Source organism: Verrucomicrobium sp. BvORR034 (assembly GCF_000739635.1).
In the GTDB taxonomy this organism is placed as follows: Bacteria; Verrucomicrobiota; Verrucomicrobiia; order Verrucomicrobiales; family Verrucomicrobiaceae; genus Verrucomicrobium.
In genome coordinates this window covers 58291-70503 of the sequence record NZ_BATQ01000008.1, presented here as the reverse complement: position 1 = coordinate 70503, position 12213 = coordinate 58291, and the positions used below count along the sequence as shown (strand labels likewise).

Sequence of the window (12213 nt, the reverse complement as noted above, 5' to 3'; positions counted from 1 at the left end):
TCCCTACTGACCTCCACACCCAGCACGCCACTGTGGGGCGAGCGCTCCGCTTGCCACGAACGTCCCCTGATGAAGGCAATCCCGACACGTCGGGATGCCCTACAACCCGGGGTATTTAAAGGTGAGGGTGAGATGCGACCTCATGGGACGTTTGGCAGGAACCGGGACAAGGATGTCCCTCACTCCTTTTACTGATCCCCCTCGCTGTACCTGTGTTCGAGTGCGTGAGCTCAAGTCTTGTGTCTCCCGCGCAGCGGCCTCACGCCATCTGCCCGCGCATCTCGGCCGCATACTGATTCGCGTTCAATCCCGCGAGAAGGTGCAACGTACGCCCGGGGAGCTTGATCACGGCACCGATGCCCTCCTGGAGCAGGGCGGATTCGTTGATGCGGCCTTCATCCTGTACCACGAGGCGCAGGCGAGTCTCGGCACAAGCGTCCACGCGCTCAATGTTGGCCTTGCCACCGAGGGCGGCGATGTAGGCGCTGACTTTGCGGGCCGCGTCTGGATCACGCAGTTTTGGCTGCAGGCCGGTGGGGGCTGCAGCGGCCTTCACAGGTGAGGCGGTCTCCACTTCATCCGCCTCGGGGCCCGCGGACTTGAGGTATTCCTGGATCTCCGTCTTCAGGTTTTCACTGCGGGTGCCGAAGATGGCCTGCACGCCGTCACCCACCACCACCACGCCAGCGGCCCCCAGGGCTTTGAGTTTCTCAGGGCTCGCCTTATGCACATCTGCCATCTGCACGCGCAGGCGGGTGATGCAGGCATCCAGGTTTACGATGTTGGAACGCCCGCCCAAGGCGCGAACAAGTTGCAGGGCAAAGCTGTCTGCCCCGGAGGCCCGGGCGGCTTTGACCGACTCGTCCTCCACCTCCCGCCCCGGGGTCATGAGGTTGAACTTCCGGATGGCGTAGGTGAACACGCTGTAGTACAAGACGGCCCAGATTGGCCCCAGGACAAAGAGCCAGAGGGCCCCATGAGACTTGGGAAACAACACCACGTAGTCAATGAGGCCGTGAGAGAAGGTGAAGCCGTGCTTGATGCCCAGCAGCACACAGAGGCAGTAGGCCAGCCCGGCCAGCACAGCGTGGATGCCATACAACACCGGAGCGACGAAGAGGAAGGCGAACTCGATGGGCTCAGTGATGCCGGTGAGGAAGGCAGTGAGCGCGCCGGAGATCATGATGCCGCCCACCTTGGCCCGGTTTTCTGGTCGGGCAGAGCGCCACATGGCGATCGCGGCGGCAGGCAGGCCCCACATCTTGAAAAGATAGCCGCCGGTCATGTTGCCCGCCGTGGGATCCCCGGCAATGAAACGGGCAATCTCCCCATGCACGACCTGACCGGATACAGGATCCTGGAAATCACCTGCCTGGAAGAAGAAGGGCACGTTCCACACATGATGCAGGCCAAAGGGGATGAGCGCCCGCTCCACCACGCCGTAAATCGTGAACGCCAAAGCAGGCTGGCCATGCACGGCCCAGTTGGAGAAGGCCTTGATGGCCCCGCCGATGGGCGGCCAGATGAAGCTGAGCACCGCACCCGCGATGATGACGGCAAAGGCCGTAATGATGGGCACCGAGCGCTTCCCGGCGAAGAAACCGAGGTAGCTGGGGAGCTGGATCTTGTAAAAGCGGTTGAACACCGCTGCCGCAATGAGCCCGACAATGATGCCTCCAAAGACGCCGGTCTCGATGGAGGGGATGCCCATGATAGGCGTGACCTCAATGCCGCGCAGCGTCGCGCAGATGCCCATGGCGGCGAGGAAGACGACAAACCCCACGGTGCCCGCCAGGGCGGACACGCCATCGTTGTCCGTGAGGCCGATGGCCACCCCGATGGCAAACAGCAGCGGCAGATTGGCAAAGATGGCGTTCCCCGAGGACGCCATGATCTGGGAGACGATCTCCGGCAGCCACGAGAAATTCGCGCTGCCAACTCCCAGCAGGATGCCGGCCACGGGGAGCACAGAGACCGGCAGCATCATGCACTTGCCGATCTTCTGTAACAGCGAGAAGGCGTGTTTGAATGAGGGCATGTCAGTGGGCGGCTAGGGTTGGTTCTCGTGCCGAAGGAGCGGCAGAGGGATTCGAACCTTGGGGAGGTACTGGACGTTCGTCAGGGTCACCCACCAGCGCACGCACCTCCTCTGGAGAGCCCGCTGCGAGAGCCTTTTGCGCGAGCACGCGGCAGTCCTCAAGCTTTAGAGAACGGACCTGCGCCTTGATGGCGGGGATGGATGGCAGGCTCACGCTCAGTTCATCCACGCCCAGGCCGATGAGGATGGGCACGGCATGGGGATCGCTGGCGAGACCGCCACAGATGCCCACGAACCGCCCCTCCCGATGTGCGCCCTGCACGGTCAGGGCAATGAGTTGAAGTACTGCGGGGTTCAAGCCGTCAACCTTGGGCGCCAGCTTGGGATGGCCCCGGTCCATGGCCAGGGTGTACTGCGTGAGATCGTTGGTGCCGATCGAAAAGAAGTCGGCCTCCTTGGCAAACTGCGCGGCCATCACGGCAGCCGCCGGCACCTCCACCATGATGCCGGTGGGGATGGTGGGCAGACCCAGCCGCTCTGCCTCCTCGGCCATGATCGCCTTCACCTCGCGCAGTTCGCCCAGGGTGGCGATCATGGGGAACATCACGCTCACCTTCTTCCCTGCTGGCGCGGCCCGCAGGATGGCGCGCAGCTGGGTGCGCAGGAGTTCAGGGCGGTCCAGCCCCACGCGCACACCCCGCTCGCCCAGGAATGGGTTGTCCTCCTTGGGGATGGGCAGATAGGTCAGCGGCTTGTCCCCGCCCACATCCAGGGTGCGGATGATCACGGGGCCGTCTGTGCCCACCGCCTCGATGATGGCGCGGTAGGATTCGTACTGCTGGTCCTCGGTGGGAGCATCGGAGCGCTCCATGAAGAGGAATTCCGAACGCAGCAGGCCCACACCTTCACCGCCTAGACCCGCGATCTTCTTCGCATCCTTGAGCCCGCCGATGTTGGCCACCACCTCTATGCGGTGGCCGTCCCGCGTGATGGCGGGTTCATGCGCATGGGCTTGATCCTCCTCACGCTTGAGCTCTGCGCGATCCTGCGCGGCACGGATCCGGGTTATTTCCTCAGAGCTGGGATGCAGACGCAGGGTGCCCTTGCCCGCATCCAGGATGGCGGCCGTGCCATTGCGCACGTCCAGCACCGCGGGCTCCGTGCCAGCCAGGGCGGGTAGACCCAGCGAGCGGGCGAGGATGGCCACGTGGGACGTGGCACCACCACGCACGGTGCAGAAACCCATGACCCGCGCACGATCCAGCGAGGCAGTATCGGAAGGCGTGAGATCTTCGGCAATGAGGATGGCATTCTGCGGATACTCCAGCCGGGGCATCTCCGCCCCGGTGAGCAGCGCCAGCACCCGTCGCCCCACATCGCGCACATCATTGGCGCGCTGGGCCAGCAGTTCATTGCGCAGGGCTGCCAGCCGGTTGGCGTGGGTGTTCACCGCCGCCCGCCAGGCAAAGGCCGCGCTCTTGCCCTTGGAGATCGCGGACTCGGCGATCTCCAGCAGATCCGGGTCCGACACCAGCTCTTCGTGCGCGGCAAAGATGGCCGCCTTGGCCGCATCCGACTTCGCATGAAGCTGGGCGCGGATGGCCCCGAGCTGACCTTTGGCAGTCTCGATGGCGGCGCTCAGATGGCGGCGCTCGTCATCCACCCCTTCGCCCTCTTCAGTGACGGCAATCTCTGCATGTCTCACCTGGAAGATCTCTCCCACCGCCAGGCCTGGCGAGGCAGCCACGCCGAGCAGTACGTCGGGATCCTCTGACTTCCTCCGCGAAGCCTCTGACGGTGCGGAGGTGGAGGCCACGGTAGTGGAGGCGGGGGCCGGTGCCGGTGCAGAGCCTTCATCACCGCTGCCCTGGGCCAGCACTTCGGATAACTTCGCCACCGCGGCTTCGGCATGCGCGCCACTGGCGATGACATGCACCTTGTCCCCACGGGCCACCTCCAGGGCCATGATGGAGGTCACGCTGCGGGCATTGGCCTGACGCTCACCCACCTGCAGCTTGATGGCGGTGCCGTGGAAGCTCTTGGCCACGTTGGCAATCACCGCCGCAGGGCGGGCATGCAGCCCGCTGGCATTGGGAATGAGGATGGCCTCTGAGGTGACTGGCGCGGCTTCACTCCCCTCCGCTCCTTCGACAGCCGCATGGAGTTCGAGGGTCAACAGGACGTCCTGGCCCGCCACCACGCTGCCGGAAGCCTTTTCCCATCGCGCCACCCGTTCACTGTTGGCGATCACCACCTGGGTGAGGACACTCCGGGCATGGGTGGCGATGAAGTCGAGATCAAACTCGATGAGCGGCGTCCCGGTCTGCACCTTGTCGCCCACCTTGACCTTCGCCGTGAAGCCCTGGCCTTTGAGCGCAACGGTATCGATGCCGATGTGCATGAGCACCTCCGCGCCCTCTGCGGTGCGCAGGGTCACCGCGTGGCCAGCGGCGTGCAGGGTCATGATTTCACCGTCGCAAGGGGCCTTTAACACCGCATCCACCGGATCGATCGAGATGCCGTCACCCACCATCTTCTGGGCAAAGACAGGGTCAGGGATGCGTTCAATCGGCCACGTCTGGCCGGACAGGGGTGCGAGCAAGCGAAGGGTGGCCATGACCGGATGAGGAAAGAATTTGCTACCGTATGTACGAGCCTCGCGTTCAACAGGCCGCGCGCCTCATGCCCCACGTTTCACCACCAGGCCTCCACCTGAATGCCGTAGGAAAGGCCATCTGTCGCATTCTCATAGGCATCGCCGCCAATGCGTCCCCGGAACCCGTCGCTCCACTTCGCGTAGGTCACGAAACCGCGCAGCACCGGCCGGCTGAAGAATTTGCCGCCCATGGAGATCTGTGGGGCGAGGGTGATCTTCCACAGGTGGCCCTCCGTATCCTGCGGCTCACTGCGCACCCAGTCCACCCCGGTTTCCAATGCGACGCTGAAGCGGTCGTTGAAGTGATAGATTGGACGCATGCCGAGGGAACTCCAGCGTTCCAGAGAGTCCTCCCCACCGTAGTCGGTTTCTTCATAGAGCCCGAGCGCCTGCATGGAGAAGTGCGGCGAGGGCTGAATGGTGAAATGGTTGGTCACCCGGAAACGGTCTGCGCTGTCCAGGTCCGGTCCGGAGGAGTCCAGCGTGCTGGCAAAGTTGTAGGCCGCGCCCTGGCCATACTGCACGGTGAACTCATTGTACCCGCCGAGGAAGGCCTCCTCACCCGTCCGGTGGATCAGGCCCACCGCCCAGCCGTTGGAGCTGTCGATGGACATGCGGCTGCCATCGGGGTTCGCGATGTTGCGCACCTCCCCGCCCTTGGTTGTGGCCAGATCAAACCACAGCGAGAGCTTGCCCAGCGGCACATCGATGTCGTAGATGCGCAGATCCAGGTTCTGCTTGGCCACATCGCCATTGTCCGTGACGTAGTCATCCACGCTGCCTCCGATCCAGGCCAGCGCCAGTTTGCCAAAGTCTCCCAGCGGCACGTCTTCCACGCCACCGCCATAGCCGCTCATATCCAGGTAGTAGAAGTCATTGATGTGGATGTCATGCCGGCGGTAGTAACGCTGGCCCCCCCAGAAGCGGATGTCCGGATAGCCGGGGATGACATTGCCGCCCTCGATAAAGGCCTGTCGCAACGCGATGTCGTTGCCGTCATCCAGGTTGTTCAGCGAGTCATAGGTAAAATTCTCCGTGCTGCTGTAGGAGAGCATCACCGTGGTCCGCACATAGGGGGCCTCCAGAGGATCATCCTCCCGCAGCCAGTTGTGGGTGAGACCCAGCTCGCCGTAGGTGTCGGATTCATTGCCCAGGCGATATTTCGCCCCCGCCCCGGGAGCCTTGAAGGCCTCCATCTTCCCGCCCTCGCCATTCATGCCAAAGCCGGACCTCAGGTACCCGTGGAATTCAAAGGGCGAGGGCAGATCATAGAGCTTGGAGGGATCCAATGACCACCCGGAGGCATCGCGATAGATCTCCCGCGACTCCGTGGCGCTGTCATGCAGCCTGGCTTTGATCGATTCGATGGCTTCCGCATTGGTCTGGGCACGCCGCGTGGTGGCCAGCAGTTCTGGCGACGGCTGCGTGGACGCACGCTCCAGCTCCTTGATGCGCTCGTTCATCTGGGCCAGCTCAGTGGTCTGACTCTGGCTCACCGGCCCCGCAGGTGTTTCCCGTTTGAGCCGGGCGTTGTCACCTTCCAGCACGTGAATACGTTCCTCCAGCTTGTCGATGCGCGACTCGTAGCCCGCCTTCACCTCGCGGAGCTGGGACTCCACCTGCGCCTGAATCAGCGCCTTGAGCTGCTCCGGGTCCACCTCCACCGCCAGCGCGGCGGAGGGGCCAAGGATGAGCAACATCCGGGCGGCACGGGCCGCAGCGCGGGTGGCAAGAGATGGCTTGTTCCGAAGAGAAGACATGAACTTCAGGGGTGGCTCTCACGTCAATCGCTAATCCATGTCCACCGATGTATTGGAATGGACAAAATTAAAAATACTCCGGTGGGCGGTTTTCTGGCAAGCAGGATGTCAGATGCCGTGACAAAAGGAGCGAGCCCGCCGCGCGGGAGATGGAAGACTTGAGCTCGCGCCAAAGAGGACACGCACAACGAGGCGCTTCCGGGCTGGGCCAAGCTTCTCATGAACTGGCCAGCCCATGTGCTTTTCACTTTTCACCTCAGCTTATCACTGCGCTCCTGTAGGGCGACCGCTTCGGTTGCCTCATCAAGGGACTTTCGTGGCAAGCGGAGCGCCCGCCCTCCAGGTCACACGCTGGGTGTGCTGATCAGTGAAAGGAACTAGCGACATTTCTGTCCCGGTTGGACGCGCTGCCCCTGAGCCGGCAGACGGCTATCACGTCTCATCACCACAGCACATCTCCCGCTTCGCTCCCCAAGCCGGTTGGGACAACCGGACTACGCCCGCAGCGGCGGCTGAAAGTAGTCCAGCGCTTCAGGTATTGGATGCGACGTGTCGCTCGTGGCAAGCGGAGAGCTTGCTCTGCAGAAGGCGCAGGTCCCTCATGTCTAGCGTCTTTTGTCCGCCGGTCTTCCGTCTCTCGCCAAGCTGGCACGACTGACGAGCTAAAGCTCTGTACTGCTTTTCTCCGCCCTCGATGCTGTAGGGCGAGCGCTCCGCTTGCCGCGCACTACACCGGCGGCCTCATATGCCCCTCCACCTCGGGACACGGAGTCACGGGAAAAGGAAAGCCGGATTCTGATTCCTCAATGCGGTCAATGATTGCCATGACATGGCAGGCGCTGGGAGTGCTTTGAGGTCCGCGATAAAACGTGACGCAACCCGCGGACTCCGCGTAGCTGTCAGCGTCATGCAGACAAACTCGTCCACAGATGAACCAGACGCGGAAGTGTTTCATGATGGGCGTGTGCCGCTGGCGGCTTCCGGTTCGGCATCGCCCACCGGGAGGATCGCCCCATCTGGTTTGATCGATCAATCGTCAGGGCCCATGGGGCACTGTGAACGGAAAAAAAGGAGGTGTCATGCTTGATGACAGCCTCCCATGCGAAAGGGGACGGGTTGTTGCCCCCAGTTCCTATTTACCAGCGACCGCCGCCGCTCTTGCTGCCGCTGAACTGGCCTTCGGGACGGTCCGTACGCGGACGGGCCTCAGAGACCTCCAGCTTGCGCTGCATCCAGTCTTTGCCGCCCAGAGCGCGGATGGCCGCCTGCATGGCATCAGCGGAGTCCATGGTGACAAACGCGAAGCCACGTGGGCGCCCGGAGGTGCGGTCGGTGGGCATGTTGACTTCTCGAACTTCGCCGTGGGCGGAGAAAAGGCTGCGGACGTCATCTTCAGTAGCAGTCCATGGCAGGTTGCCGACGTACATTTTGGTGTTCATAGTATTGGTGCTCGGACCCTCTGCTTGCGTCTTGGACTGTTCCCGAGTTTTCCGGGTTTCAAATCACTCACGAACACAACGTTCATCAGGGTGACCTACCATGCCTTTGATTGGACAGCTGTTCTAGCTGGCGCACCATCGTCCTCTTCCAGGCGAAAGATAGCATTAGTTTTGACTAAAATGCCTGCGAAGTTGGAAACAGCTCAGGTTCATCATCTTTAACAGGGCCTGTTTTGCGTCATCGTCCCACCCCCTGGCGACAGGTTTGGACGAAATAGTGGATGAGCCGGAGCTTGCGGGCCACGCCTCCGTCAATCACGAAGGGATAGAGCATCGGCTGTCCTGCGCTGGCAGACAGTTCATTGAGCACCGCCGCGACTTGCAACCACGCGGAAAGGTTCAGGAGGAATTCTGCATCATCCAGCTTGCGGACACCGAGCACCCCGGGCAGAGCCACCGTTGTGGGCTCGAACTGGTCGCAGGTCAGCGTCAGCTGGGACAAGTCCAGCCCCAGGCTGTGAAAGGTCTGCAGGCCGTCCATCATCTGCAGATAGTGGGCCCAGGTCTCCGCCCAGTCCTCCCATGGGTGGCAGGAGGCATAGGCGCTGATGAAGTTGTCCGGAGAGCAGGCGTTCCCCACCGCATAGTGATGATACAATGCCCAGCTGTAATCCTGGCGCTCATCCCCAAAGCACTCCCTGAATGCGAGCCGGTGCGCATGATTCCACGGCAGGGCATCAAACCACTGCTGCCACACGAAGTGGCCGCTCTCGTGACGGAAATGCCCTAGAAGCGTGCGGCTTTCTTCACCCAGAGTCTGGCGGTTGATCTGGCGATAGGTGTCATCCGCCTCCTCCAGATTCACTGTGATCAATCCGTTCAGATGCCCCATCGTGACGCCTGAGTCCAGCCGGGTGCTGACGATGCGAAAGGTCAGCCCGTCAAAGAGATTGCGCCCGCCTGGCGTCATGGGAATGCCCAGGCCGATCATCTCAAAGATCAACCGTCGTTTGGCGGCCTCCACCTTGCCCCACAGCATCACATTGCGGCGGTCACCCAGATTGGGGATCATCCGGTCCATCTGGCAGGAGAGGCACAAGCCCCCCTGCTGTCCGGGCATGGCCAGCCAGTTGCACACGCCATATTGTACGCCGTTGGCACACAATCGTGCGGGGGCCGGTCCAGTGGACTCCAGCACCACGAAGGCCTTTCGTGCCGGATCACAGGCCACCGGGCGGCGGCAGGCCAGGCACGAAGTGCTGTCGAAGAACAGGGTGTTGCCACAGGGGCAGAGGAAGCGTTGCATCAGACAGGCAGAACAGAAAAGCCGGATCATCACCCTGGCGATGACCGCATGGCCATCTCTTCTCATCCACTGGCAAGGGCCGGCTGCGTCCCGGCAGGCGCAAACCCCGGTGTGGCTCCCTGTTCCTTCCGCCCTGTGCCGGAATGCGCAACCCGTTTCTCAATCCTCCAAGATGAACTCTTGATACACTTTTGCTGTCAAATCCCTATCTTATGCCGGTGACTATGCGAAATGGGGCGATGAACATCCCCGTGTCGGACCTCATGGATCTTCTTCCGGCACAGCTGTTGTCCGGTTGCGGCAGCACGCGCATTTCGGGCTTCGCCTCGCTCAAGGAGGCGGGTCCAGGTGATCTGAGCTTCTTCAGCGACATGCGCTATCGCCGTCTGCTGGAACAGACCCAGGCCACCGCCGTCCTGATGCCGTTGGACTGGACCGAGTTCCCGGAAAACGTGGTTTGTCTGGGCGTTCAGAATCCCTCGGTCGCCTTTGAGACCGTCACAGAGCGCTTTGGCCTCCAGCCTGAAACGTTCACCCCCGGGATCCACGCCTCCGCCGTCGTGGGCAACTGCGTGGACACGAATCTGGATAAAGTGAAGATCGGCCCGCATGCGGTGATCGAAGACGGGGTGCACATCGGAGATGGCTCCGTAGTCGGAGCCGGCTGCTTCGTCGGCCGGGGCGCCTCACTGGGCGAAGACTGCCGCTTGCACGCCAACTCCACCGTTCATGAAGGCTGCCTGCTGGGTGACCGCGTCGTTCTCCACTCCAGCTCCGTGATCGGTGCCGACGGCTTTGGCTATGTGTTCAAGGACGGCCGCCACCGGAAGGTGCGGCAGTCCGGCATCGTTCAGCTCGACGATGACGTGGAGATCGGTGCCAGCACCACCGTGGACCGTGCCCGCTTTGGCCGCACCTGGATTGGAGAAGGCACCAAGATCGACAACCAGGTGCAGATCGCGCACAACGTGGTGGTGGGCAAGCATTGCATCATCATCGCCGGCTGCGGCATCGCCGGCAGCTCCCGGGTGGGTGACTACGTCGTCATCGCCGCCCAGTCCGGCGTTGCCGGTCACGTCAGCATCGGCTCCCAGTGCACTCTTGCCGCCCGCACCGTGGTGACCAAGGACCTCCCCGCCGGTTCAGGAACCTACATGGGCTTCCCCGCCACCCCGGTGATGGAAGAACGCCGCCGCATGGTTGCCGGCCGCCAGCTCCCCGAGCTGATGGAACGCGTCCGGAACCTTGAACAAGCACGGAAGAACGGGGAAACGGTAACTCAGTGATTCTGTGATTCGGTAATTCAGTAAAACGGTCAACCAGTGCGTTAGACGTAATCTCAAGGTACACTCGACAAGCGGCCCGCGGGTTTACTGAATTGCTGTTCTACTGAATTACCGAATCACCTTTTACTGAGCCTCGGTTCTCCCCAGATGGCGTAGTTCGCCTTGGGATCCAGGCCGCGGGCTTTGGCGAGAAGTTGCAGGGACGAAACACCGGCAAGGTCGCAAGTCATGAGTTGGGCGGGATCGGTGCCGTTGACCGTGACGCTGGCGAGCGGTTTGCCATCGCCCAGCACCGTGAACTCGACCCTTCCCTTGGCTCCGAGTTCAGGGTGTAACCCAGCCAGCACGGTGAAACGGCCATAGACGTTCTTGGGCAGAGGGAAGGTCAAGGTCTTGCCCATCACCACGCTGATGCCCCGGGCGAGTTCGCGAGTCTCTGTCGCTGCGGCGTCACCCGTGGCGGCAGGTGCCTTCAGCGTCAGCGGAACGGGACGCGTGCCTTTTTCCATGAGGAAACCGCTGCGGGCGCAGCCCCAGTTCGGTGAGCCGGCGAACTGCGACTGAGGGTAGTAGAGGTTCACCGCCTCAATGGGAAAGAAGCCCGCGATATCCACATCGCGCAGCGCGGTCAGTTCGGCAGGCTCGCCACGCTCCTGCCCCAGACAGAGCACGGTGTAGAGGGCATCCGCCGTGACCTGGGCGTCCACCACCGCCGCCTTCATCTGCCAGGTCTTCACAGTCTCCGGATCTTTGGCATAGAGCGCCTGCAGGATGGGGATGGTGGTCTGCCGGGCATTGAGGATGCCCTCGTGCATGCGATGCAGCAGACGCCAGGAAGCCTCCTCCACGCTCAAGCCCAGCAGTTGCGGTTTGTAACCGGGGATCTTCACCTCCAGCGTCCCGTTTTCGATCGGGCCATGCATGGGCTGCCCCTTCATGTCATCCGGCGGCGGCAGGAACTGGGTGAGCAGGGTGAACATGTTATCACCCGGAACCGTGTGCGAAGGGCTGCCGTAGTCCTCCACCTGGTGGCAGATCGTGCCCAGGTACTTGGCCGCATCGGTCGTCTGCCCCGCCTTGAGCGCCGCCACCGCCCGGCCCATGAAATAACGCAGCGTGTCCAGGTTCACCGCCTGGGAGGCGTCCGGCAGGTGCAGGTTGAGCAGGTACACCTCGCCCGGCCTGGTCTCCGGCATCGCCGCGTACTTGGCGTTCTCCTTGTCCGTGTACACCTCGTCAGGGATCAGGCAGTACTTGCTGGCCAGCTTTTCCATTTCGGGACCCAGCAGTTCCTTTTGCCAGTCAGGCAGCACCTCCGTGGCCGCCTTCGTGATGACCAGATGCGGCTCCCCCCAGGCGTGAGCGGAGAGCGGCAGGAACGCGGTGCCGAGGGCGGCAAGGGTCTGCGCAAGCCAGCAGAAGCGGCTCTTGAGGAGGCTGGAGAAGGCGTTCATGGTGGAAGGGCAGGCCAGGGCGAGCAGTCGCGGGCAGAATCCCAAGTTCATAGATCCATGCTCACAAGCGCCGGGATGAAACGCATTCGCTCGTGGATTTCTCAGAGGAATCGCCAGCGTCAGATCAAGTGCCTGAGAACCAAAGCATCCCCGTTGATCACCGCCAGGACAAGGAGCGGCGGTTTGTGCTTGCACAACCGCCTATGGGAAACGGAGCGATTGACCGCCAAATTCCCTTCGCCGTATGTGGGCACACGACCGCATTCGATGCCGG

General features: G+C 62.4%; 7 protein-coding genes. 1 reads left to right on the top strand and 6 read right to left on the bottom strand.

The features are described 5' to 3' along the window. Positions 1–259: 259 nt before the first annotated feature. The 5 genes from ptsG to BV034_RS01350 form a co-directional block, all read right to left on the bottom strand. Positions 260–2038: a PTS glucose transporter subunit IIBC gene (gene ptsG / locus BV034_RS01370; RefSeq protein ID WP_050023361.1), complete on the bottom strand. Its 1779-nt coding sequence runs from the start codon at positions 2036–2038 to the stop codon at positions 260–262. 1 nt (position 2039) lies between these two features. Then, positions 2040–4655: a phosphoenolpyruvate--protein phosphotransferase gene (gene ptsP / locus BV034_RS01365; RefSeq protein WP_050023355.1), complete on the bottom strand. Its 2616-nt coding sequence runs from the start codon at positions 4653–4655 to the stop codon at positions 2040–2042. 77 nt (positions 4656–4732) lie between these two features. Beyond that, positions 4733–6454, bottom strand: coding sequence for a carbohydrate porin (locus tag BV034_RS01360; protein ID WP_050023353.1), 1722 nt, complete (start codon positions 6452–6454; stop codon positions 4733–4735). A 1136-nt stretch (positions 6455–7590) separates the two neighbouring features. After that, on the bottom strand, positions 7591–7893 hold the full coding sequence (locus BV034_RS01355) for an RNA-binding protein (protein WP_050023351.1): 303 nt from the start codon (positions 7891–7893) through the stop codon (positions 7591–7593). Positions 7894–8131: 238 nt separating this feature from the next. After that, a complete protein-coding gene (locus BV034_RS01350) occupies positions 8132–9265 on the bottom strand; it encodes a putative zinc-binding metallopeptidase (RefSeq protein WP_081887504.1) in 1134 nt (377 codons plus the stop codon). A gap of 173 nt (positions 9266–9438) precedes the next feature. Here BV034_RS01350 and lpxD point away from each other — a divergent pair, with 173 nt between their 5' ends. After that, positions 9439–10485, top strand: a complete 1047-nt coding sequence (gene lpxD / locus BV034_RS01345) for a UDP-3-O-(3-hydroxymyristoyl)glucosamine N-acyltransferase (protein ID WP_050023436.1) — start codon at positions 9439–9441, stop codon at positions 10483–10485. A 116-nt stretch (positions 10486–10601) separates the two neighbouring features. On the opposite strand, the gene BV034_RS01340 is transcribed toward lpxD, so the two are convergent. Continuing rightward, positions 10602–11990 carry an NPCBM/NEW2 domain-containing protein gene (locus BV034_RS01340; RefSeq protein WP_050023347.1) on the bottom strand — a complete coding sequence of 463 codons (1389 nt, stop codon included), beginning with the start codon at positions 11988–11990 and terminating at the stop codon, positions 10602–10604. Positions 11991–12213 lie beyond the last annotated feature (223 nt).

Coding starts and splice junctions, on each gene's coding strand:
- ptsG (WP_050023361.1), bottom strand. CDS start 2,038: ATGCCCTCATTCAAACACGCCTTCTCGCTGTTACAGAAGATCGGCAAG.
- ptsP (WP_050023355.1), bottom strand. CDS start 4,655: ATGGCCACCCTTCGCTTGCTCGCACCCCTGTCCGGCCAGACGTGGCCG.
- BV034_RS01360 (WP_050023353.1), bottom strand. CDS start 6,454: ATGTCTTCTCTTCGGAACAAGCCATCTCTTGCCACCCGCGCTGCGGCC.
- BV034_RS01355 (WP_050023351.1), bottom strand. CDS start 7,893: ATGAACACCAAAATGTACGTCGGCAACCTGCCATGGACTGCTACTGAA.
- BV034_RS01350 (WP_081887504.1), bottom strand. CDS start 9,265: ATGAGAAGAGATGGCCATGCGGTCATCGCCAGGGTGATGATCCGGCTT.
- lpxD (WP_050023436.1), top strand. CDS start 9,439: ATGAACATCCCCGTGTCGGACCTCATGGATCTTCTTCCGGCACAGCTG.
- BV034_RS01340 (WP_050023347.1), bottom strand. CDS start 11,990: ATGAACTTGGGATTCTGCCCGCGACTGCTCGCCCTGGCCTGCCCTTCC.